At 44.5% G+C, this 24878-nt stretch carries 18 protein-coding genes and 5 tRNA genes; 21 read left to right on the forward strand and 2 right to left on the reverse strand.

Annotated features, from left to right (window positions below):
• Window positions 1-77: 77 nt before the first annotated feature.
• From GC093_RS30300 to GC093_RS30345, 10 genes are all read left to right on the forward strand, one after another.
• Window positions 78-152: transfer RNA gene (locus GC093_RS30300), tRNA-Gly, on the forward strand.
• A 9-nt stretch (window positions 153-161) separates the two neighbouring features.
• Window positions 162-244, forward strand: a tRNA-Leu gene (locus tag GC093_RS30305).
• 8 nt (window positions 245-252) lie between these two features.
• Window positions 253-329 (forward strand) — tRNA-Pro (locus GC093_RS30310).
• Between the two features lie 23 nt (window positions 330-352).
• Window positions 353-426 (forward strand) — tRNA-Gly (locus tag GC093_RS30315).
• An 8-nt stretch (window positions 427-434) separates the two neighbouring features.
• A tRNA-Arg gene (locus tag GC093_RS30320) sits at window positions 435-508 on the forward strand.
• Between the two features lie 448 nt (window positions 509-956).
• Entirely contained in the window at window positions 957-1226 is a 270-nt protein-coding gene (locus tag GC093_RS30325) for a hypothetical protein (RefSeq protein WP_171655684.1), read from the forward strand.
• A 257-nt stretch (window positions 1227-1483) separates the two neighbouring features.
• Window positions 1484-1669 (forward strand): hypothetical protein, encoded by a 186-nt coding sequence (locus tag GC093_RS30330; protein ID WP_171655685.1) that lies wholly within the window; start codon window positions 1484-1486, stop codon window positions 1667-1669.
• 338 nt (window positions 1670-2007) lie between these two features.
• On the forward strand, window positions 2008-2763 hold the full coding sequence (gene kduD, locus GC093_RS30335; protein ID WP_171655686.1) for a 2-dehydro-3-deoxy-D-gluconate 5-dehydrogenase KduD: 756 nt from the start codon (window positions 2008-2010) through the stop codon (window positions 2761-2763).
• The gene (locus GC093_RS30340) at window positions 2763-3740 is read left to right on the forward strand and encodes a sugar kinase (protein WP_246315702.1); all 978 of its coding nucleotides are present in this window, start codon (window positions 2763-2765) and stop codon (window positions 3738-3740) included. Before kduD ends, GC093_RS30340 begins: the two co-directional genes overlap by 1 nt.
• Before the next feature lie 56 nt (window positions 3741-3796).
• Complete coding sequence (locus GC093_RS30345) at window positions 3797-4459, forward strand: bifunctional 2-keto-4-hydroxyglutarate aldolase/2-keto-3-deoxy-6-phosphogluconate aldolase (RefSeq protein ID WP_171655687.1); 663 nt, start codon at window positions 3797-3799, stop codon at window positions 4457-4459.
• A gap of 275 nt (window positions 4460-4734) precedes the next feature.
• Here GC093_RS30345 and GC093_RS30350 read toward each other — a convergent pair whose 3' ends face one another.
• A complete protein-coding gene (locus GC093_RS30350) occupies window positions 4735-7041 on the reverse strand; it encodes an AraC family transcriptional regulator (protein ID WP_171655688.1) in 2307 nt (768 codons plus the stop codon).
• A 179-nt stretch (window positions 7042-7220) separates the two neighbouring features.
• Here GC093_RS30350 and GC093_RS30355 point away from each other — a divergent pair, with 179 nt between their 5' ends.
• The gene (locus GC093_RS30355; protein WP_246315704.1) at window positions 7221-8753 is read left to right on the forward strand and encodes an extracellular solute-binding protein; all 1533 of its coding nucleotides are present in this window, start codon (window positions 7221-7223) and stop codon (window positions 8751-8753) included.
• Between the two features lie 736 nt (window positions 8754-9489).
• Here the strand turns inward: GC093_RS30355 and GC093_RS30360 are convergent.
• Window positions 9490-9726, reverse strand: a complete 237-nt coding sequence (locus GC093_RS30360; RefSeq protein WP_171655689.1) for a winged helix-turn-helix domain-containing protein — start codon at window positions 9724-9726, stop codon at window positions 9490-9492.
• 203 nt (window positions 9727-9929) lie between these two features.
• On the opposite strand from GC093_RS30360, the gene GC093_RS30365 reads away from it, so the two are divergent.
• The 10 genes from GC093_RS30365 (at window position 9930) to GC093_RS30410 (ending at window position 24802) form a co-directional block, all read left to right on the forward strand.
• Complete coding sequence (locus GC093_RS30365; RefSeq protein ID WP_171655690.1) at window positions 9930-11471, forward strand: extracellular solute-binding protein; 1542 nt, start codon at window positions 9930-9932, stop codon at window positions 11469-11471.
• 104 nt (window positions 11472-11575) lie between these two features.
• The gene (locus GC093_RS30370; protein ID WP_171655691.1) at window positions 11576-12529 is read left to right on the forward strand and encodes an ABC transporter permease; all 954 of its coding nucleotides are present in this window, start codon (window positions 11576-11578) and stop codon (window positions 12527-12529) included.
• 27 nt (window positions 12530-12556) lie between these two features.
• Window positions 12557-13438: a carbohydrate ABC transporter permease gene (locus GC093_RS30375; RefSeq protein ID WP_171655692.1), complete on the forward strand. Its 882-nt coding sequence runs from the start codon at window positions 12557-12559 to the stop codon at window positions 13436-13438.
• Window positions 13439-13464: 26 nt separating this feature from the next.
• Entirely contained in the window at window positions 13465-18201 is a 4737-nt protein-coding gene (locus GC093_RS30380) for a fibronectin type III domain-containing protein (RefSeq protein ID WP_171655693.1), read from the forward strand.
• Window positions 18202-18228: 27 nt separating this feature from the next.
• Window positions 18229-18426: a hypothetical protein gene (locus GC093_RS30385; protein WP_216624931.1), complete on the forward strand. Its 198-nt coding sequence runs from the start codon at window positions 18229-18231 to the stop codon at window positions 18424-18426.
• 95 nt (window positions 18427-18521) lie between these two features.
• Window positions 18522-20327 carry an S-layer homology domain-containing protein gene (locus GC093_RS30390; RefSeq protein WP_171655695.1) on the forward strand — a complete coding sequence of 602 codons (1806 nt, stop codon included), beginning with the start codon at window positions 18522-18524 and terminating at the stop codon, window positions 20325-20327.
• Window positions 20328-20416: 89 nt separating this feature from the next.
• On the forward strand, window positions 20417-22330 hold the full coding sequence (locus GC093_RS30395) for an Ig-like domain-containing protein (RefSeq protein ID WP_171655696.1): 1914 nt from the start codon (window positions 20417-20419) through the stop codon (window positions 22328-22330).
• The gene (locus tag GC093_RS30400) at window positions 22288-22845 is read left to right on the forward strand and encodes a DUF4972 domain-containing protein (protein WP_171655697.1); all 558 of its coding nucleotides are present in this window, start codon (window positions 22288-22290) and stop codon (window positions 22843-22845) included. Before GC093_RS30395 ends, GC093_RS30400 begins: the two co-directional genes overlap by 43 nt.
• Window positions 22846-23043: 198 nt before the next feature.
• Window positions 23044-23556 (forward strand): S-layer homology domain-containing protein, encoded by a 513-nt coding sequence (locus GC093_RS30405; protein WP_171655698.1) that lies wholly within the window; start codon window positions 23044-23046, stop codon window positions 23554-23556.
• Between the two features lie 178 nt (window positions 23557-23734).
• Window positions 23735-24802, forward strand: a complete 1068-nt coding sequence (locus GC093_RS30410) for a DUF4850 domain-containing protein (protein WP_171655699.1) — start codon at window positions 23735-23737, stop codon at window positions 24800-24802.
• Window positions 24803-24878: the final 76 nt, after the last annotated feature.

Below are 24878 nucleotides of genomic sequence, written 5' to 3' on the forward strand. Positions count from 1 at the left end.
TATTTGAAATTATATATTGCCTAATATGATGAAATGTGTTAAAGTAAAACATGTGTCTTTAAGAGACTTATTGTTTTGCGGAAGTGGCTCAGCGGTAGAGCATCGCCTTGCCAAGGCGAGGGTCGCGGGTTCGATTCCCGTCTTCCGCTCCAATAGTATAAGCCGGTATGGCGGAATTGGCAGACGCGCGCGACTCAAAATCGTGAGGGAAACCGTGGGGGTTCAAGTCCCTCTATCGGCACCATATTACTTCGGGACGTAGCTCAGCTTGGTAGAGCACCTGGTTTGGGACCAGGGGGTCGCATGTTCAAATCGTGTCGTCCCGACCATCTTTATGTTTGTTAATATGCAAGCGGGTGTAGTTCAATGGTAGAACTCCAGCCTTCCAAGCTGGTAGCAGGGGTTCGATTCCCCTTACCCGCTCCATTTTTTATGTTTCAGTAGCTCAGCTGGATAGAGCAACGCCCTTCTAAGGCGTCGGTCGGGGGTTCGAATCCCTCCTGGGACGTTAGTCAAAAGCCACTAGTGGCTTTTTTTGCGTTTCAGGGGGCTGATGAGAATCCCCGACGAGGGGGGACGTCGAAGCACATAGCCATCCATTCGGATGGCTACGCGTAGTCTCGCCCTTTGGGCGAGCATCCCTCCTGGGACGTTAGTCAAAAGCCATTAGTGGCTTTTTTTTGCGTTTCGGGGGCTGATGAGAATCCCCCGAGGAGGGGGGACGTCGAAGCACATAGCCATCCCAATCGGATGGCTATGCGTAGTCTCGCCCTTTGGGCGAGCATCCCTCCTGGGACGTTAGTCACAAGCCACTAGTGGCTTTTTTTGCGTTTCAGGCTGAATTTGTCCCCCACGTCCTATTCCATCATAAAGAGATTTGACGATCTACTGTATCACGGACCCAGAGCTTCCTGATAGAAGGTATTGAGTATATTCGGGTACCAAGCGAGGATTATGTGTTTAATGTTGCAAAGGAATTAGCCAAGAAACAAGCAGAGAAAAAGATGTATGACGTGATCCATGTTTTTAACCGTCCGCGTGATCTTCTTGTGTATAAGGCAGCTATGCCAAACAGCCGCTTTATGGTCAGTCTTCATAATGAAATGTTCAGGGAAGGTAAAATCTCGAGTGAAATGGGGCTATTAACGGTCAAAGCGGTCGATAAAATCATGTCAATCAGCAATTATATCGGACAAACCGTAATTACTAGATTTTCCTTCTGCTAGCCCCAAGGTTAAGACTGTGTATTCAGGAATCAATTTTGAAAAAGTACAAACCGGTTTGGAATGAAGAAACGCAAATGATCAGGAAAGAGCTTCGGAAAAAGCATGGGGTAAAAAATAAAGAGGTGGTCCTGTACGTAGGGCGTTTAAGTGGAGTAAAGGACCGGATATTTTGATCAAAGCTAAGATGAAGGTGATCGAAGAGCATAAGGATGCGGTGTTGGTCGTAGTAGGCAGCAAATGGTTTTCACGAAGAATTCGTGGGTGGAGCTCCTCAATTCGCAGCGCTGCTAAGAAAATTAGCCGATCAGCTGGATACAGACACTTTAACTGTTCGGGGGAAAAAGGTGACGCTACCTGAAGTAGATATGGAGCATAAAATCAGTCATAAGAATGAACTTGGTGCAAATAGATTCACTATAACGATTGAATGGCTGGATAGTTAATTTCAGCAGATACTTCCACTACTAATAATTAATAACACTTTCGGTTAATAAGGTTAACCATACAAATGCGTACTGACGTTCTTTCTCAAGAGAAGGGGAAGATCGTTAGTGCGCTATTTATCGCCTTGGAAAAGAGTGTAGCTGGACGCAGGAATAAGACCGCAGTTTTGTAAATGTGGTTTTTACCTGTGGCGTTCTTTAGGTGTTGTTGTAATTTTTCGAGGTCGGTCTGGCACATTGAAGGTACTTCACTTATAATAAAAGGGATGTAGACTAGCTGACGGTATCGCAAAAGCATAAGTACAAGCAGTATATAATTCGTTTAATGGGGTGTAGGAATGAATTTTTTTGATTTGTCAGGTAAAGTAGCGATTGTAACTGGTGGTGCAGTAGGTTTAGGCGGAGGCATTTCCGTTGGTTTGGCGAAGGCAGGAGCCGATATCGTAATTGTGACCAGTAATGACCGTAACCGCGATACTCAAAATGAGATCGAAGCGTTGGGTCGTAAGGTTCATACGGTTGTTGCCAACCTGTCTGATGAGAATGAACTGCCGCGTGTTGTAAGTGAAGCTTTGTCCGCTTTTGGCAAAATCGATATCTTAGTTAACAATGCTGGAATTATTCGCCGTACACCGGCTGCGGATCATCCCGCTCAAGACTGGCATGATGTTATCAATTTAAATATGAATTCCGTGTTTTTCCTTTGTCAGCTGGTAGGTCGCGAAATGATCAAGCAGGGATCGGGTAAAATCATTAACATTGCGTCGATGCTAAGCTTTCAAGGTGGTATTAATGTACCTGGGTATACGGCTGCCAAGCATGCGGTTGCGGGTATTACAAAAGCATTAGCCAACGAGTGGGCTAGCAAAGGCGTTCAAGTGAATGCAATCGCACCTGGTTACATGGCAACGGATAACACAACGGCGCTGCGTGCGGATGAAGAGCGTAATGCACAAATATTAGGACGCATACCGGCAGGACGTTGGGGTACAACGGAAGACCTGCAAGGTCCAGCAGTGTTCTTGGCATCGGCAGCCTCTGATTATATGAATGGGCATGTGATGTGCGTAGACGGCGGGTGGATGAATCGATAATGGCAACTCAACAAGCTAGCTCTCAAATGTTTCAGCCAGAGATTATTACGTTTGGTGAAACGATGGCGCTTATGATGCCGGCAAGCTCTAAAGGAATCGAATATTCCTCTCAATTTAATGGTTTGTTCGGTGGTGCCGAAAGTAATGTTGCTATAGGCGTCGCTCGTCTTGGTCACCGTGTTGGTTGGTTCAGCCGGATGGGCAAGGATCCTTTTGGTCGTATGATTTTGAAAAAAATCCGCGGCGAAGGCGTAGATGTATCCCGTGTTGAACTAACGGTAGAAGCGCCGACGGGCTTAATGATGCGCGAAGTGGTATCCGGTAAAACATCGGTATATTACTACCGTAAAGGCTCCGCGGCGAGCACGTTAAAGCCGGAGCATCTGGACGAGGAATATATTAAGCAGGCTAAATATCTTCATGTTACAGGTATCACACCAGCTTTAAGTGCGTCATGCCGTGAGGCGGCGATCGAAGCCATTCGTATTGCCCGCAAGCATGGGGTAAAGGTATGCTTCGATCCGAATCTCCGCCTTAAGCTGTGGTCTATGGATGAAGCGCGCGAGGTACTGCTGGAAATGGCTAAGGAAGCGGATTATTTCCTACCAGGCTTGGACGAGCTTAAGCTGCTGTACCAAACAGAAAGCTTCGATGAAATCGTCAAGCATTTGAATGAGCTGCGCGCGGTTTCGATTGTTAAGGGCGGAGACGATGAAACGTATGTCGTGGAGCAAGGTAAGGTTAGCGCCGTCCCTTATTTCAAAGCGGAGCAGGTTGTAGATACAGTAGGAGCTGGTGACGGCTTCTGCGCGGGCTTTATCGTAGGCTTGTTGAAAAATTACAGCCATACCGAAGCTGTTAGGTTGGGTAACCTGATTGGTTCGATGGTTGTGCAAACCGAAGGTGATTGGGAAGGTATCCCGACTTGGGAGCAGGTTGAGGCGGTACTTAATAACGTGAAGCATGTTGAGCGTTAATAGATCAGCACAAACCAGCTTAAACAAACTAGATGCAAAGGAACGGTTGAATCGATATGAAGAAAATTAAGCTGCTGCAGCAAATGAGCAACGCAGGCGTCGTGGCCGTATTACGCGGAGAGACGGCCGATGAAGTAGTTGAGATGGCGGAGCAAGCCATCGAGGGCGGCATTAAAGTCATCGAGGTAACGATGACTGTGCCTTTCGCACTGCAAGCGATCGAGAAGCTTGCGAAGAAGTACTCCAGCGAGACGCTGGATGCGTCCAAGTACGCCATCATTGGCGTAGGAACGGCGCTGGATCCAGAGACGGCACGAGCTGCGATTCTTAGCGGGGCCGAGTTTGTCGTAGGCCCAGCGTTGAACCCGGCAACGGTAACGCTGTGCAACCGGTACCGTGTGCCTGTTATGCCCGGCGTCATGACGATTCAAGAGATCCAGCAGGCTTTGGAGCTGGGCGTTGACATCGTCAAGCTGTTCCCGGGCAACCTGTACTCGCCAGCTACGATCAAGGCGATCAAAGGGCCTTTGCCGCAGGCGAACATTATGCCGACCGGCGGCGTGTCGCTTAGCAATCTGGCCGATTGGATCAAGGCTGGAGCTGTAGCTGTAGGTATCGGTTCCGATTTGACCACCGATGCGGTAAAAACAGGTGATTACAGCCTGGTAGCCAAGAAGGCTGCTCAATACATCGAAGCTTACCAAGCTGCCAAGCAGTAATTGTTTGGTAAGTTGGTTAAGTTTCCATGTAAGTACAGTAAAGAGACAATGGTTATGGATGCCCATAACCATTGTCTCTTAAAAATAAGGCGTTACGTTCGTTCCCGCCGTTGGCGGGATTTTTTTGTATGCAGCATGTTAATTGATCGATAAATGAGTTAACCGTGAATAATGTAGTATCCCTATTTACCTCTTTGGTCGACAGGTGGAGGAAATGGGATGAGCTATTTTGAAGTGCACACGTTATCATTTAAGTGGAGCGGAACGAGGATCACTTATTTGCGATGTGATTCCCGATACTGCCCGGGAGTAATACCTTCTTGCTTGCGGAAGGAGCGTATGAAGTTCTGTGAGTTGAGATATTGCAGCTTTTCGGAAATCTCTTTAATGGTTATATCGGTTTCCATCAGCCATTTCTTAGCCATATTGAGACGGTAAGAAGCTAGATATTCGCTGAAGGTTACACTGGTTTCCTTTCGAAAAACTCCGCTTAAATAGTTAGCATTATAATGCATCTCGGTAGCGCACTTTTCAATGGTGAGTTCGGTGTCGTAATAGTTATGAATCATATCTATGATTTTTTCAGAAATATTGTGATATTGAGAGTTTTGCCTGTCCTGGAAAATGCGGATCAAAGGTGAAATGACGCGAGACCAGAACCACTCTTCAATTTCGTGGGTGATCTGCAGTGCATTCAACTCCTCATACAAAGAGCCCCCGCCGGAGTGCAGCTGGTTCAACGAAATCCCGGACTGCTGCATGGAAACGATCAAGCTGTTAAGAAACCTGAAAATAGACACCTGGTATTCCTGAGGATTCATTTCCTGCTTGAAAATAAGCTGCATGAACGTTTTTAATAACTCCCGCGACTTCTCTTCATCGGCGATTAATATGGCATCAAACAGCTCTGATTCTGCCAGGCTTGGATATTCAGCCAACAGCTTTTGTTTGCCGGCATTAATATTGGCATAGGGAATGATAACATGCTTACCTAAATAAATGCGGTGTTTCAACGCTTCAAGCCCCTCGTGATAAGCGGCGGATGCTTTTTTGATATCATGAAAGGGAAGGCTGATGCCAATGCTGACTTGTAAATCCAATACTCGCTTTACGGTGCTTTGAATGGACTCTGTTGTCGAGTATATATAGTTGTTAAAATCGGGCTGAGCGTCAAGCTTGCCGCCGATAAGGGTAATCTGGGTTTGTTCAATGGATACGGGCGGCAAGCTAACTTCTACAGGTATGATTTCCTCTACTATATTATTAATAGCAAACAACAGCAGCTCGAGGTCATCTTTCGCGTAACGGGTGCCTTCCAAAGTATCAATTTGCAGCACTATAACCGACATAACTTGCCACTGGACTAGCTTTTCACTGAATCCATACAGCTCCATCTTCTCCGTTAGTTCATTTCGTCGAATGTCCTTCTGAAACATGTTCATCAGAAAAAAAGTGCTAGATTGCTGCAAATGTCGGCTAGCTTCCTGCTCCAGCTGTGATTTGGATTGAAACAGGTTTTGTACCTGACTACTAATGATTTCGAACTCGTTACTCCCAGGTTTGACACTTGAAGGGGGTCTTCCACCGATTTGCTTCATTAAGCTTTGGATCGGATTGTACATTTGACGGGAACCCAACCAAGCAATAACTAAGAACACGGCGATTACAATCAAACAGAACAAGATGAGATAGCGGCCATTTCTTTTGGATTCCTGAGTTAAGCTGTCTATGGAAATGATAGAGAAGTAAATCCAATTATTGAGAGATGAGCGTAGATAGGTTGCCGTATACTTCTGACCGTCCTTTTCCGTTTCGAATTGGCCAACAGGCTGGGAGAACGTATAGGCATCTTTAATGAAGCCTGTGTTGATGGCATACTTTCCGATCATGGATGGGTCTGTGTGAAACAATATCCGTTCTTGATCATCCATAATTATAACAGTCTCTGATTCCACAGGGGTATAATTCAGTATGCTTCCTATGCTGCAGGTGGGTAAATTTGCGAATGCTAATCCAAACTTATCGAGCTTTTGATCCGGTAATTTCTTCACAAGGCTGATGACATAAGGACATTCGTAAGCATTCGCTTTTTCTTCACTGTAAAACCATATGCTGGGGTTTAGCGACCAAGAGATTGTGTTGGGAAGGAGCATCTGATTAGCTATTTGGGTGTGGTGTAGGTAAGTGTTGAATTTATAATAACCTGAATTTTTAATCATCCAATTTTGCTCTATGTTAACAATAACAATATCTTCAACCTTTGTGAAAAATGATTGGGTATTACTTATTTCTCTCCGTAAATTTTTGTAAAGTAGAAAGTCATCAGGGGAAAAGGACTCATTCAGGGTTTTGGCCACTACAGTAGAATTTACCAATTGATCAAAGGCATGGTTTACCGTTCGCAGCACTTGTTCGACATTGGAATTCATCAAGGTTAATACTTGTATTTGTTTGGAATTGACTTGTTTTTGAATTTCATTAGATGATTGAATATAGGAAAAAACACCGAAACAAATGGCAGGAAGTGTGCATAGAAGACATCCAAACATGATTAGCTTCGTATGATAACTGAAATGTTGCATCTATGTACCCTCATTCCTGACTTGAAAAATATAGTAATTCTGTTGTTCTATTTTAGCAATCAGTTAGAGCAATGAGCAATGACTAATTTTCATAAAAGTTTTCGTATATCGGATGCATTACAATAGAGATGTCTTTCATGTATAATAAATGCAATCGTTTGCATGGGGGAGAGGTTTCCATGAGTAGAAGGAGTCTGTATGTTAAAATGGTCATATTCAGACCTGTCTCTATAATAATTGCAGCAGCTTTACTATTAAGCGCTTGTAATGGAGTAAATACGAAGGAAAGTAGCACCCCTGTAGCAGAGCCTCTTGATATAAGTATGATGGTACCGCTTCATCAAGTCAAAGCTCCACCGGAGGAGCTAATTAGCAGTATTGAACGAGCAACCCAGACGAATCTCGACATCGAATGGGTTCCTTATGATATCTATAAAGATAAAATGATGAATGCTTTGGAAACCAATTCCCCTAAAAAGGTAATTTTTGTAAACCAGCCTGATTATGTGTATGTGAGAAACGAAATTCGGTCGGGCATGTTTTGGGAAATTGGCCCCTATCTCGATTTTTATCCCAATTTGAAACGATTGAATAAGACTACGTTAAATGAAACGGCGGTTGACGAAAGGCTCTATGGTTTGTATACGGAGCGTCCTGCATCCAGACAAGGCGTTATCCTCAGGAAGGATTGGTTAGACCGTCTGTACCTGAAGGAGCCAACCACGATTGATGAGCTCTATGATGTAATGAAGAAGTTTACTTACAACGATCCAGACGGCAACGGAAAGCAGGATACTATCGGTTTGGCCGACCGCAGCGATCTTGTATTCGGAGCATTTAAAACATTAGGGTCGTATTTCGGAACGCCAAACAATTGGGGTGTCGTTAAGGATCGACTTGTACCGGAGTTTATGACGCCGGAATATATTAATACGATGGACTTTATGAAAAAGCTGTATGACGAAAGTATACTGAACCGTGACTTTTCAATTACGAGTAAGCAGGTTGAGCGGTATATGATTATCAGTGGTAAAGCAGGCGGATATATCGGCAGCTTGGAAGATGCTCCAAGGCTATTGGACGAGCTGAAAAAATTGAACCCTACTGCTGAATTGACCATACTTAATCGTATTCGCGGCCCTCAGGGATATGGAGTATGGTCCATCCCTAGCTTCAACGGATTGTTTCTCTTTTCCAAGAAGGAGATCAAGACAGAGGCGGAGCTGAGAAAGATTCTTGCTTATTTCGATAGAACGATGGAGGCAGATGTAAGCAATATTATGCAATATGGCCTAGAGGGCAAGCATTACACAGTAGAAGAGGGACGAGTCGTAAAAACCCCAACGATGAATCAACTGCACAACATTGAGGTGCTGCCGTTGTACTCTTTAATGATAGCCAGCTTGAACAATTCGATAATGAAGCTTAAGGAGGAGGTACAAGACCCTCTTCAAGCTAAGATTAGCAAACTAACCTCGGATAATGAAAGCTTCTTAATTCGGGATCCGGCGCAATCCTTATTCTCTCCGACTTACGATACGATGGGAGGAGAGCTGTGGCCAATTGTAATTAATGCTACGTATAGCTACATTCTTGGTCAAATCGATTTGAACGGTTTCCAGAAAGAAATTGAAAAATGGGAACGAAAGGGAGGGAATCAAATTATTAAAGAGTATTCAGAGGCTTACCAGAAAAAGATGATGAATAAATAATCTTTCCATTCCGTAAACAGTGAAACCGTTAAGCGATGCTTAGCGGTTTTTTTGTGTTGAAACACAACTTCAACAGTGGCCCTGTTTTAACAGAAGCATAAGCGTCCGCATAACACACCGCCATTAAGCAGTCTGTCGGAAGACTTTTAAAGTCTCCACTTGCATATACATCATCCCGATTCAAATCGTGCTCTGCGAATGTTAGATGTTAGATTTCTCTTGGTACGCCAGTTTGCCAACGCTTGCTCTACAAATTCACGCAAATTAAACATCCCCTTACATTCGTTTTTTAAACACAAAAAGCGCCGACTCATTTGTCAGCGCTCATTCTAAATCCATATTAACTACACGTGATAATTAATCTTTCCCCTAGTCTTAAATGAATGCGTCGGCGTGTAACAAACGAATGACAAGCAACAATTATTGTTCTTGGACTTGCGTCACATGTTACGGTGACAAATTCTCCAGGTCTGAGCCTTATTCGACGAGTAACTAAGGCGATCCCGCAAAAAAGCGCTATTGACTGACCACGACGCAAAGTAATTGTGCGGTTACGTGAAAAAGTGAATCTGCGCATATTATCCCCTCCTCTCATACTTATAAACTATGAGGAGGGGACATGTTTCGTGTCGGCGCTTATTCTTATCCATCTATAGAATAACATAATAAAATTGCGGTGTTACTGCGGATTTTTTGCCTTCTACTTAACTGACCTAATGACCTAAGTTTCTCTACTTTATGCTGAATAATATAATTTTTTGTTAACACGGTAAATTACTTCGTTTTCGTTATCTATTCGAATAACAATCCCTCGATTCACCAATCTTGTCAGTACTTTTTTTACAACTTCTTGTTTGAGATTTACAACCTCACTAATATCTTGAAGAGAGGAATCTGGGTTATTTTCAAGCGCCTCAATAATTTTTGATTGAAATTGCGATTTAGTTAAGTACTCACTCGTAGGGGGTTCCATTAGGGACTTTCATTCTCTGATTTGTCAGTTACAGCTATGATCATTAGCTCAGATACCTGGCTTTTATATGCATAAAAGCCCCATGGTTACAGTGTTTGTGAGGCAATGATTGTATCTGGAATAGAAAACCACCTTTATGATAATAAGGAAAGCAGGATGGAACATTAATTTATTCTGCAATGAAATATGGAGGTTGAAATAATTTGAGAAGCACAAGGGGTTATGCCAAGAAAGCTGCTGTTTTATGCGCAGCGGTGCTAGCGGTCACATCGATTCTCGCAGGATGCGGTGATAGTGCCAAGCCGGTGACAACGGGGAAGGATACATCAACGAACACAGATAATACAAAAGTAGAGCCTATTTCCAAAATAACCATTATGGCGAACCTGCAAACACCTGAGGTTCCATCGGAGACGATCAAGAAAATTCTTGAAGAAAAAACGAAAACACAGATTGAATTTCAATGGGTACCAGACGGTTCTTATGACGAGAAGTTTCAAGCGGCCTTTGCAACGGGATCATTACCGCAAGCAGCTTATATCAAAAACCAGTCGTCGTTCGTCTTGCTTCGCGATGCTATTAAGAACGGACAATTCTGGGAATTGGGCCCTTATTTAAAGGAGTATTCCTTCTTAAGTAAAATGAACCCGGATGTTCTGAAGAATACAAGTGTAGACGGTAAAATTTACTCGCTATATCAAGAAAGACCGCTGACGCGCCAAGGTATTATTTTCCGCAAGGATTGGGCCGATAAGCTGGGACTCGCAGAACCTAAAACAACCGATGATATCTACAATATGCTGAAAAAATTCAAAGAAGCTGATCTGGCTGGTGGCGGTAAAACCCTCGGTTTAGCGGATCGCAACGATCTGATTTACGGCTCCTTTAAAACTTTAAGCTCATTCTTCGGCACACCTAATGGCTGGGGGGTTGTCGATGGAAAACTTACTCCTGAATTCGCTACTAAAGGGTACCTGGAAACGATGAAATTTATTAAAAAGCTACGTGATGAGGGCTTGATTAATCAAGACTTCCCGGTTACGAGCAAAACGGATCAGCAGAATATGATGTACACCGGTAGAGCGGGGATGTATATAGGCTCGATGCCGGATGTTGAAACGATGCAGGATAAAACGTCCAAGAACGTTAAGGAAGCACAATATGATTTGGTTAACCAGATTACAAGCAGCTCGAACGGTAAGCCGTCGACATGGGCGCTTCCAGGGTATGGAACCATGGTTATGTTCCCCAAAGCTGTAGTGAAAACAGAAAAGGAATTAAAGCAAATTCTAGCCTTCTATAATTATTTCCTAAGCCCGGAAATTGCCAACTTACTTAAGTATGGAGTCGAGAACACCCACTACACCATTAAAGATGGCAAGGTAGTTCCCGGAACTGACCAAAAGCTGCTGGAAAAAGAAGTGAAGCCTTATCAAAGTATTGCACTTGCTGATACCACTAATGTGACGCCTTCTTTCTACAGTCTTCCGGTTCGCGAAAAGGCCGAAAAGCTTGCCAAGGATGCTATCAGCTTTGGAGTCCCAGACCCAACGGTATCTCTAGATTCCAAAACGTTCAATGAAAAGGGAGCAAGACTTCAGGATATTATCAAGGATGCTACTTATAAATTCATGTTAGGTACGATTGATGAAAACGGTTTTCAAGCAGCTATTAAAAAGTGGCAGGATGAAGGCGGAGCAAAAATCATCGAAGAATACAATGCAGCCTACAAAAACGTTAAATAATTACTATTTTGTTGAGGGCTGTTGAATCCAATCAGCAGCCTTTCCCTATGAAATCACGTAAAACTGGGCTTGTGGGTCCACTGTAAGAAAGGAAGTCATGTGTTATGAATAGTAGTGTCGTTCAGTCCAAGCCGTTGCCGGTGCCCAAATCAAGCAGCTCTCTAGCCAAAAGATTAGTCAGGAACCGGTATATGTATTTGATGATACTTCCCGGACTGATTTATTTTATTATTTTCAAATATTTCCCTATGTACGGGCTGCTTATTGCCTTTCAGGATTATCTGCCTTACAAGGGGATGGCGGGCAGTGAATGGGTCGGGCTGAAGCATTTCAATAAATTGTTTGGCGAGCCGGAATTCTGGAATATTTTTAAAAACACGTTTGTCTTGTTTCTCTATAATATTGTTTTTTATTTTCCAGTTCCCATTGTGCTGGCTGTGATGCTTAATGAAGTCGCTAATGTGTTTTTTAAACGCTTGGTGCAGTCGATCGTATATGTCCCGCACTTCTTATCTTGGGTCATTATCGTGTCTATCGCCTATGTAATGCTCACTATGGATGGCGGAATCATTAATCAATTAATGCTGTATTTTGGATTTCCAAAGGTAAACTTCCTGTTGAATGAAAATTGGTTTCACCCGATGTACATTGTTCAGGTTATTTGGAGGGAAGCGGGCTGGGGAACGATTGTCTATCTGGCTGCTATTGCGGCGATTGATCCACAGCTGTACGAGGCAGCAAGAATGGATGGAGCCGGACGGTTCAGACAAATCTGGCATATCACTTTGCCTTCAATAAGAAGCGTTATTGTTGTGCTGTTAATTCTCCGAATAGGCAACGTTCTCGATCTCAGCTTCGAGCATGTGTATCTGCTGCTCAATTCGATGAACCGTTCCGTCGCCGAAATTCTGGATACCTATGTATATACGGTCGGTCTGAAACAAGGTCAATTCAGCTTCAGCACGGCAGTAGGTTTCTTTAAATCATTTGTTGGCTTATTTCTGGTAGTGCTGTCTAACAAATTAGCCAAAAAAATCGGCGAGGAAGGCATTTATTAATCGAAGGAGTCATAAGGAGGTACCGCAATGGTTCAAGATAAGACGTTACTTAACAGATTGTTCGATTTCTTCAATATCTTTTTTCTCATCCTTATAGCGTTGGTTACTTTTCTTCCACTCATGCACGTTATTATGGCTTCTTTTGCAACTGTAGAGGAAATAGCGCGCAAACCGTTTATATTGATTCCAACTGAATTTACCTTGGATGCTTACCGTTACATTCTATCGACCAGTGCAATATTCCGCTCCCTAAGCGTATCAGTGGGTGTGACATTCATCGGAACCTTAATGAGTATGTTTGTGACTTGCTTGATGGCTTATGGGTTGACGAGAAGAGATTTGGATGGACGCCGGTTTTTCATGTTCCTGGTTGTGTTCACGCTGCTCTTTAACGGAGGCTTGATTCCGACCTTTCTGGTAGTTAAGGCAATGGGACTTGTGGATTCGTACTTTTCTCTGATCATCCCGACCATGATTAATGCCTTCAACCTGATTATTATGCGGAGCTTTTTTATGAATCTGCCTGAGGGTCTTGAGGAATCGGCCAAAATCGATGGCTGCAATGATCTGGGAATCCTGTTTAGAATTGTTATTCCGCTGTCTATGCCGGCTATTGCCACGATATCTTTATTTTATGCCGTTAACTACTGGAACACTTATTTTAACGCCATTATCTTCCTGAATGATGCGAATAAATGGCCTATCCAGGTGCTGTTGAGACAAATTGTTCTTGTAGCTAGCGCATTTAGCGCGGATACCTCAGACTTCGGCAGTGACTTTGTTAAGCCACCGGATCAAACGATTAAGATGGCAGTCATTGTTGTTTCTACTCTCCCAATACTCGTTGTTTATCCATTTCTACAGAAATATTTTGCAAAAGGGGCTTTAGTGGGCTCCGTCAAAGGTTGACGTTCTATATTTTGGAGGTGTTATTTTTGGCAATACGTCGAAAAGGAATTTCTCTGTTAATGAGTTTGGCAACATTCGCGTATGGATTTTCAGGTTTGATGCTTGTTTCGGTGCCCGCAGTATCAGCTGCGCCCGTCTATCTTGTTAATGAGGATTTTGAAGCGGGCACGGTTCCAGCCGATTACTTGGTTACTCCGAACCCGGCAACAGCTAACAATTATGCAGATGTCAGGGTTGACCCGAAAAATGCGGCTAACAAGTCGCTTTTTCTGAATGATGCTCTCAGTACAGGTCCAACGGATATCACATCGATTGAAAAGTCATTTGCAGCTCAGACGAGCGGACAAGTTACGATTGAATTTGATTTCTTATCTAATCTCGGAGTCAATTCAGGCGCCAAAATTATCCGCTTATTGTCTTCGGATGGCGTGGTAGCCACTAATATTGAAACGAAGTCCGGCAGCATCTTCACTTATAGAAGACAACCGGCTGTTTATTATGATCTGCCTGCTTATGTGAAGGATACCTGGTACAAGTTTAAAGTCGTTGCTGATATTGATACTCAAAAAGCGGATGTCTACATTGACGGGGACAAGAAGCTGACCGGAGTGCCCTTCGATAATTCGGTAACCGATATTTCCAAGTTTGACTCCACTAGTCCAGGTTCCTCCAGCAGAAGCCATTACCTGGACAACATCAAGGTATACAAAAATGAAGCAGCAGCTTCAGTTCCGGATAAACCGGCATCTTTACTGGCTGCACCCAAAGACCAAAGTGTCGATCTGAGCTGGGGGGCAGTTTCCGGTGCGACCTTTTACACAGTGAAGGTTGGAACAGCCAGTGGCAATTATACGAATACTTACAAAACATCGGATGCAACCCAGACTTCTTATACATATGGAGGATTGACCAATGGGACTCCTTATTACTTCACAGTAAGTGCTTCGAACGCTGTAGGAGAAGGCGCTAATGCGGCTGAAGCTAGTGCAACTCCATTGGCCGCTCCCGGAAAGCCGGTAATTACGAGTACGGAGGCCGGATCTGCCCAGGCCAAAGTGAAATGGTCTGCAGTTACAGGTGCAGGCTCTTACACTGTAAAGAGCAGCACAACTGCAGGCGGACCCTACGCAACGGTTGCAACCAACCAAACGGGAACCGAGTATCTCTACACGGGTCTGACTAATGGGGTCACCTACTATATCGTTGTAAGTGCTAGCAGTAACGGCATTGAGGGAGGCAATTCCAATGAGATGTCGGTTACTCCAGTGTCAAGCGCGCAGTTGCAAGCTCCAAAGAACTTAAGAGTTCCGGCTATGGCGTACGATGAGAAAAGCATCATTCTAGCGTGGGAGAAGCCTGATGAGTATTCCAATATTGTCGATTACAAGGTTTATATGAACGGCCAACCAACGGCTATTGGAACGGCTAATACCAACGCGGCGGCGTTTTCTCCAGCCAAACCGTTTATTGACAAGTTTTATGAAGAAGATACGGATAACCGGCATGTAAAAGTAAGCATGCACAATTACACGGTTACAGGTCTTGCGCCGAACACGCCTTATACTTTTACTATAAAGGCTGTGGACAGCAACGGGGCTGAATCGCCGGCAAGTAATCAAGTAGTCCAATCTACAACTCCTGTTCCGCAATTATTTAATATCGTTGATTATGGTGCGGTAGGCGACGGAGTCACTTTAAATACGAAGGCCATTCAGGACGCCATTGATGCAGTGACACCAGGAGGAAAGGTATTGGTGCCTGCAGGTAAATTTAAAACCGGAGCAATATGGCTGAAAAGTGATATGACCTTGGAGGTAGCTAAGAACGCAACCTTGCTTGGCTCCGAAAAACCGGAAGATTATGCATTTGATTACATGCTGTACGATTACACGACAGTTCCAAGATTTTACTCGCTAATTAATGCTCACACCTATGATTACGGAAGCCTACGCAATATTCGGATCGTAGGAGAAGGTACTATAGATGGGAATGGTTGGGTAGCACCGACCAGAACGGATGAGAATTTCTTTCCGGTACAAGCGGGAAGCAGTAACTCTAATTACAACACCTACGGAATTCTTGCTAAAAATCAAACCAATTATGCTAGAGATACATTGGGTATGGATCAAACAAGCGCTTACTCAACAAGATCCAATCTGATTACGCTGCGTGGTGTTGAGAATGCGTTTTATGGCGGGTTTACCGCATTAAATCCGTCCAACCACACCTTGGTTAATCTGAATTCCAATCATATTACCGTTACCGGCGTTAAGCTGTTAACTTTTGACGACAACAACGCAGACGGGATTGAATTCGGTGGTGGCGATGGACTTACGGTGTTCAATAATATATTTGATACCGGCGATGACGCTATGAACTTTGCAGCGGGGCAGGGAGCTCAAGGACAGAAGGATGCACCTACTCGCAACGCTTGGATTTTTAACAATTACATGAGAGAAGGACATGGCGGCGTTGTAATGGGAAGCCATACAGCTGCTTGGATTGAGAACATTCTGGCAGAAGATAATGTTATGAAGCAGACTGAGATCGGTCTCCGAGCCAAAACGAATACGCCAACCGGCGGTGGAGGAAGGAACGTGGTTTTCAGAGATACGGCGATGAAAAATGGTAAAAACCAAGCCTTTATTTTCACATCGGCCTATTCTGACGTCAATTCAGCTATTGAATATGAGCCGGCGGCAGTTCCATCGCAGTTTAAAGACATTACGGTTAAAAATGTTTCTGTAGATGGCTACAAGAAGGAAGCTATCAATGTTGCCGGTGTTGACGGCGGCTTCCATGAAGGCATTCATTTTGAAAATGTAAAATTTTATAATGCTGTGCAAACGAACATTGGGTATATGCGAAACAGCTCATTCAAGGATGTTGTATTTGTAGGGCTTGCAGCTCCGTGGAAAATTGTCAATTCGACAGGTCTTACCTTCACGGGTACCACGACGATGGACAGCGCTTCTAATAATGCAGCCCAAGCTCCTGTTTGGCCTAATGGAAGTGCAATAACAGCATCGAATGTCAGCGATACGTCGGTTAAGTTGGATTGGTCGGCAGCGGTGGCAACGGATAACGTGAAGGTAGAAGGCTACCGAATTTATGAGGGCTCCACCCTAATAGGCAGCACTTCAGCATCGGGCTCTGGACAGGCAGCAGCCACTTACACGGTAAACGGACTTTCACCGGCGTTGTCCTATAGCTTCAAAGTGGAGGCTATCGATGCGTCAGGGAACTGGAGTATGGGCCCAGCTGTAACAGTAACGACAACAGGAGTCAAGGATTCAATTGCTCCTACAGCTCCTCCAGGCAGCGCTACCATTCAACTTGTAGACAAGGCGAATACCACTTGGTTGAATATTAAATGGACTGCCGCAACGGATAACGTAGGCGTAAAGCAGTACCATCTATATGCAAATGGAGTGAAGAAGGGTACGGTGGCAGGAACAAGCACCTCCTTCAATGCGACAGGGTTAAACTTTGCGACGGCATACACTTTTGAAGTGGAAGCGGTCGATGCCGCTGGCAATAGCACCAAATATCCGGCTCAATTAAAGGTGACTACAGCAGATGCTTACGATACCGGAGCACCTAAGTGGCCTAACGGAAGCACGGTTGCGGCAAGTGAAATTACGGCAACGAGTGTAAAATTAAGCTGGTCTGAAGCTACTGATGATCTTGGAGTCAAAGGGTACAGAGTTTATCAGAATGGCAAAGCTATTGCGGGGGAAACTGCGTTTACACCTGTTAATACAGCGAGTACGGTTCCCAATTCGGTAACGTCTTATACAGTGACGGGTCTTACACCTAACACGCCATATACGTTTAAAGTAGAAGCGGGAGATGGAGATACGAAATGGACGGGAACCGGACCGGCAGTAAGTCTTACAACTGGGGTTTCCAACGAAGCTAACGCTGCTCTCACTAGTGTCCCAAGTGTGGTCCCTGGGCAACCGTTCAGTATGACTTATGGTTTGAATAATGTATCAGCACTTACAAACGGCGCTATTTATGCACAAGAAATCAAGTTTGAATACGACCCCAACCTGTTGGAGTTTGTATCGGCTGAATCGGTGAAATCGGTGGAATCCGTATTCCAAGTCGTTGACCAAAGGAAAGATATTCCTGGTCAGGTTCGTATATTTGCAATAAGCAAGGGTGCTGAAGGAGCTGTTGCAACGGATGGCCCGTTAATAACGCTAAATTGGAAATCCAAAGTACTTATTCAATCCACGACGGCAATAATTTCAGCAGATATACAGCTTGCTAATAGTCAGGGTGTTATTACTCGGCTTCAGCCGGCAATCGTCAGCATTAAACTGGAGTTGGCTGGTTCCAACGCTAAGCTGCTCGAGGCAGCAATTGAAAATGCTCAGAGTGCATATAACGTAGCTGTGGAAGGAACGGCAGACGGTCAATATCCGCAAGGATCTAAAGCAATTTTGCTGACAGCAATTGATGCGGCTCGAGCAATTTTAGCGGATCATTCATCCACGGAGCTGGATCAAGCTATCGTTAATTTGAATCAAGCACTCCAATCGTTTAAGGCTAAGGTGATTGTGGTTGGCCCGATTTACGGTGATGTGAACGGTGATCATTTGCTGAATAGAAAAGATCTGGAAGACATGGCTAAGGTGTATGGCTTGAAGTCTGAAAGCGCTAATTGGGATGCGTTCAAGCATATGGATTTTAATCATGATGGAGTTATTAACATTATTGACATTGTTTATGTAGCAAGACTAATTTCCTTGTAGTCATTATCTTCTTAAGAGATGAAACTATTGAACAGAAGAATTACGAACTTTTTATTAAGCTCTCTGTTAATTCTGAGTTTAATGCCGCTGGTACCTACTCCTGCGGCAGCAGCTGCCTATGGGTTGAAATCCAACAGCTCGAGTTGGAATGAAATCAAGGTTTACGATTCCAATAATGATGGTGAAATTTCTATTGTTGACCTTGTGAATGTTGAATGTAGCTAGCAAGATACCTTAAGCAAGTGGTGAGAGGTGAGAGATCCGGAGGATAGCCAATAGGGCTGTCTCCCGGTTTTTTTCAAAAGAAAGGACGGACAAAGATGATGAGACTCAAAGTGTGGATAACAAGCTTGGCTTTATTAATAATGACGATGCCTGTCCTGCCCGCAATCATTTTAGCAGCGAGTGGGGGCCCCTCTTATTCGTTAAGTTTAAGCGCTTCGAATATGGAAGTGAATAGAGAATTGACTGTCACTGTTCAGGGGCAAAATGCAGCGGATTTGTACGGTTATGAAGTTGTACTTCAATTTGATAATCAGAAGCTGAGCTATAAAGGGGCGAGTACGGGAACAACAGGGTTCTCGGTTGATCCTGAACTGTCGGGAAATTCCATAAGGCTTGCCCATTCCAAAGTAGGCCAAGTGGCTGGAGATAATGGAAATGTCAATCTAGCCAGCGTAACGTTTAATACCATTGCAGTGGGGGCAGCAGAAATCAAATTAAGCAAAGTGATTGCGGTTTCCTCCGAACCTAAAGAAACCCTTTGGAGCGAGTCAACTGCTGCGTCTGTCAATATATTCACACCTCAGCGCAATAACAACAGGCCAAGCAGCGGTGGAGGATCCAGTGGTACCACATCGCCGTCTCAACCGGCTATCGGAGCGAATAAAAACGGAGTGCTCTTTACTGTAACTGATACAACTAAGTCGAAGACGGACACGGGGAAGGAACTCACTGTAGCTTCCATTAATAATGACAGCCTCACTGAGGCAATAAAGCAGCTTCAATCGAACACCAGCAGTACTAATAATATTACCGTTGATGTGAGCAATCAAGGAGGGGCGGTCAAGGTTGAACTGCCTGCTGCTTCATTATTGGAAATTGCTAAGCTAACGAAGGACACGGTAATTACTGTGAAGTATGGCTCGGTAACTTACTATCTACCGGTGAAAATGGTTGACATTTCAAAAGTAGTTCAGGCATTAGGAGCAGATGTTAAAGATGTGACGATCAGCGTTATCATTGATAAAATCAGTGGCTCGGATGCACAAAAAGTAATAGACGCTGCGAGCCAATCTGGTTTGAGGCTATTGACAGGTGCTGTTGACTTCAGCGTTATTGCGCAAGGCAATGGGAAGACCGTCAGCATCAACGAATTTAAAGGAGCCTACTTGCCGAGAAATATTGAAGTTCCAGCTGGAATAGATCTGACAAAGGCAACTGGAGTACTCTACAATCCTACAACCAGAGAGATGACCTTTGTGCCGACTTTATTCCAAACCGTGGACGGCAAAACATTTGCAACGATACAGCGTCAAGGAAACAGCATCTATGCAATAGTGGAAGCTAATAAGTCATTTAACGATTTAAATGGGCATTGGGCTAAGGAGGATGTACAGCTTCTTGTATCTAAGCTGCTGATCAACGGTAGGAGCGATACAGCTTTTGTTCCAGAAGGTGATATTACGCGTGCAGAATTTGCGACTTTGCTTGTGAAAGGACTTGGCTTAACCGAGGATAAAAGCAGCAAGTTCAAGGATGTTTCGGCCTCAGATTGGTACGCAGGGTTCGTTGGAGCCGCGTCCAAAGCAGGCTTGGTGGATGGCCTCAGTGCGGATACCTTTGAACCGAATGCCAATATTACCCGTGAACAGATGGCTGCTCTGATCAGCCGTGCAATGAATATAGTGGGTAAGGAAAAAGCGGCTGACGTGAAAAAAGTGGATGTGTTCAAGGATCAGACTGCTATTAGTACTTGGGCTAAAGAGTCAGTAGCGCAAACAATTGATGCCAAAATCATGAACGGCAAAAGCGCAGATTTGTTTGACCCTTCTGCGAATTCTACGCGTGCCGAATCAGCAGTGGTACTGAAACGCTTGCTCCAATATATTAGCTTCATTAATTAATCATTAAACTCCATTTGAGAATGGTCTCAGTCGGAACGATGCATTAATCTGAGGTCAATCCACGGGAACAATAGGAGGGACGCATTCAAATGAAAGTCTCAAGATTGAATAAAGCGCTTGGTATTATAATGACCTTGGCCATGTCGTTACCAATGTGGCCCCTTTCGGCATTTGCCGACAGCTCTTTGCCTCAAGGATGGACAGAAAATCTCACGAACGGTTCAGTTACAAGCGGGACATCATTTGTAAGCCAACAAAGTTCAAGCTTCGTTAACGGCAAGTTTACCGTAGCAGCCAACCGCGGGAAAATCCAAAGTACAGCAAGCGGTGGGGATACTACTTATTTCTTGAATGTTCCGGTGAGCGGGGATTTTACTATGACCGCGAGGGTTGTTACAGTAGGTATTGAACCAGGCAACACAGCTATTAATACAGAAAATCGAGCCATGCTGATGGTAAAAGATGGGGTGTCGAATGACTCCAACTCCTTCTCCGCTTTTTTTAAGCCAACGTCCATTACTGGTCCTATTACAGGGGTAGCAACTGGATATAGACGATTCGGAGCGGATGTCGGAGGTACCAACTCTCCTTCGATAAATGTACCTGTTTACTTAAAACTCGTAAAATCAGGTAAAGATTACACGGCATCTTATGCATTAGATGGCATTTCTTTTGCACAGATAACTTCGAAAAAAGACACTGCTGATACGCTTGCATCCCCTACATTAAATGTAGGCTTAGCCGTAACAGCAGCCACAGTTCAATTTGATAATGTAAGCATTATTAAATCGGATGGCACGGCTGTTTTCGGCACAGCAGCTCCTAAGAACGTATCGGCCGTCGGCGGTAACGGTAGCGCAACCGTGAGCTGGGATGCAGCATCCGGTGCGAATTCCTACACACTAAGTCAAAGCACAAGTGCGACCGGACCTTTTACAGCGGTATCCTCAGCAACGAACATTTCAGCATTAAGCGCCAGCATTACAGGTTTAGCTAATGGCACGAAATATTATTACGCCGTTACCGCAAATGGAGTGAATGGTTCTACCAGCTCAGCTATAGTAGAGGCTACACCTGCTCTGCCTGCACCGGCTATACCTACTGGGCTAGCGGCAACTGTAAGTAATGCGCATGTAGGCTTAACATGGAATACGGTAACGGAAGCGACTTACTATATGGTTAAACGTGGCACAGCGTCGGGTGGCCCCTTTTCACTTATCGCCACCAGCGTTACCGCTGCAGCATATGAAGACTTCAATGTAACTAATGGGAATACATACCATTATGTGGTGAATGCAGTTAATGCCAATGGCTCAAGTGCCAACTCCACATCTGTCAGCGCTACACCTTCAGCAGCACCTACAACGGTTCTGGTAAATAGCATTGCAGTTACTTCCACAGAGGGAAGTGCTATCACTACGAAGAACGGTACGCTGCAGATGTTGGCGACGGTACTTCCGAATAATGCCACGAACGCAACTGTAACTTGGTCCGTATATGAAGCAGATGGGGTAACAGTTACCGACAGAGCAACGATAAATAATAGCGGCTTGCTTCAAGCATTCAAGGATGGAAATGTAAAGGTGATAGCTAAAGCAAAGGATGGCTCGGGTGTGTCAGGCGGCAGCAGTACGATTACCATATCGGGACAAACGCCTGCGCCCATTATAGTTCCTACCGTTACCTTAACTGGGCCTCAACAAGCTGCCTCTGGCCAGCTCTTCAGCTCCAGCTATGGGTTAAGTAATGTTTCAGCCAGTGTATACAAAGCTATTTATGCTCAGGATGTTACGTTCCAATATGATGCGAATGTTCTGACCTTTGTATCGGCTGAATCATTAAAGTCAGGACTCACATTATCACAAATTATTACAGATGTTCCTGGACGAATTAGAATTATTGCAGGAGTTCAATTGGCGGCAGATGCTATCACAGCGGACGGTGAGCTCATCAAACTGAATTGGCAAGCCAAGAACCTGAGCCAAGCAGGAACTGGCCTATAAGCGTACTTTCAGCGAAGCTTTCTAATAATCAAAATGGACAAATTGAGGGAACAGCAGCTGCAGCTTCATTATCTGTACAAGTGGCAGCAGCAACAGTAAACAAAAGCTCGCTTCAAACACTGATTACAACGGTTCAAGCTGCTTATAGTACAGCCGTTGAGGGTGTTCAGAATGGACAATATCCGGTTGGCAGCAAAGCGATTCTAAATACTGCTATAGCAGCGGCAAGTACAGTGGTATCCGATACAGCTGCATCCCAGCAGCAAATAGATGCTGCGGTGCTTGAACTAAATCAAGCATTTACAGCTTTTCAAGGAACTAAGCTTCAGGCAACTCCGGGTGATGTCAGCGGGAATGGCATAATAAACGTTGGAGATGTTGGCATAGTATCGTCAGCTTATGGCCTTACTTCCAGTAGTCCTGAATGGAGCACGTACAGCCAAGCTGATGTCAATAATGACGGAGTTATTAATGATCTGGATCTAGCCTTTATTGCTAATTTAATACTCAAATAACGAGATAATGTGAAATCATCGGGGGGGAAGCAGCTTGTGCTTTCTCCCTTTTTAATGACGGTTTGGCTAAAACGATCCTTATTGGAAGTGGATGAAAACAGAAGCTGCCAACCTAAACAACGCTGACTTCGGCGATTAAGAAGGTAGAATCCGGCAAAACAATCTTTATGCGCGGTGGTGTGTATAATTATGCATCTCGTGGCACCAGTAGTGACACCACCTATTCCATCTGCTCCTAGCGGATTAATTGCAGCACCTGGGGATGCACAGGTTAGCTTGGCATGGAACACCGTTACAGGGGCGACTTATTACCGGATTTATCAGAGTCGGTCGAACAACGCTCTGATGTTTCAAGTAAGTTGGTTTGTAGGAGCCGTGGGAGCAGCGGCGAAAGCGGGAATAGTGACTGGATTCGAAAAGCGAGTATTCGAGCCTAATGCATCCATTACCAGAGAACAAATGGCAGTTATGATCTCACTCGCAATGAAGACAGCAGGAGTTGTAATGACAGTAGATGAGGGGCAGCTTAGTTCTTTTACAGATGCCAAATCCATCCATGAATGGGCTCGGGACTCCCTCGCTCATGCGGTAAAGGCTGGGATTGTGAAGGGAGTATCCGATTCACTGTTTGTTCCGGAGGCAGATGCCACTCGTGCAGAAGCTGTTGTAATGATTAAGAGATTCTTACAGTACGTAAAATTTATGAATTAATAATAAACAACTCGCTGCGGACTCGTTCCGAAGCGAGTTGTTTATTTATTGGGCTGACTATGAAGGTAGTTTGGGGAGAACAATAGGGAGAATGAAGCCGGTTTCGTTTCATAAAAGCAGATGCAACTAAAGGTGATTCGAAAGCGTCTAAGATTTACTTAACGAAAGGGCGGTAACTATGCAAACAATCATCTGGAAACGTTGTCTGCTTATCATTAGTATTGCGCTTGTTGCAATAGCAAGTTCGGGTTGTGAAGGGAACCGTGCTTCAGATACTTCTGCTCTAATTGAGGCTCAGCAAACGGCAGGTTCATCTCCGGAAACATTAATGCCTTCATCTTCGATACCAACAGCGGAACCAGCTGTAACATCAACACCAACATCAATAGCAGCACCGGCAGTAACATCATCACCAACATCAGCACCAGCACCAGCAGTAACATCATCACCAAAAGTAACATCAATACGAACAGAGGTGCCTCTTTCTGACAACACAGAATTAAAGGCTGATCAGAAGCTAGAAGTACAATCTGATTTTAAGCCTTCTCAGGGTGCAGCGGGAAAAGTTGATAAGCAGCAGCTAGCCGTTGATTGTGGAAAGCTTGCTTTTGAAAAAGAGGGAGGAACAGCTAATGTGCAGCTGCCATTGATCTGTATCCGTGCAAGCTACGGAGTAGATGATTTGGGTCATCCTATTACGATTGCCCCGAGAGAGCCCTTAAAAGCCGTGTCTTACTCGATACTCGCTGAGCTGCATGACCAGTTGGCTGCTTATTGGATGAATTTTGGAGACAATGTGCATGGTGTGCTTTTGCTTGCGCCTAAGGGCTGGAAGGTAATATCGGGGGCAGTTGGCGCTAACGGTTCATCTGCAGTCCGGTTAGAAAATCCAAAGGATCCTCAACAGTTTATTACCTATATGGATAGCGGCGGCTGTCAAGGCTGTATCATCGCAAATATTGGAGCTTATTTTCCAGAGATGCACGATTGGGCTGAGAAACAAGGGTTTACACCGGATCCTGTAGCTGACATGAAGAAGCAGACGCTGCTTAATCCAAATCTGATGACATACAGTAAAAAATCTCCGATTGATGGATACGAATTGAATGGAATTGCTTATCAAGAGCATGGTGAGGGTGGAGGTACATTCCGTATGCAAGAGGTGCAGCTTCCAGCAGCCAACCATGGTTTGGCTCGGGCTATGCTTAATTTATTCGTTGCGCTAAATCCGGGAGCCGCTCAATGAGATGGGCGGGTATTCTGACTGGTCAAACAAGCACATCTTGAAAAAATCCCCTTGGAGCAGCTGCTCCAAGGGGATT

The sequence above is a fragment of the Paenibacillus foliorum genome, from assembly GCF_013141765.1.
In the GTDB taxonomy this organism is placed as follows: domain Bacteria; phylum Bacillota; class Bacilli; order Paenibacillales; family NBRC-103111; genus Paenibacillus_S; species Paenibacillus_S foliorum.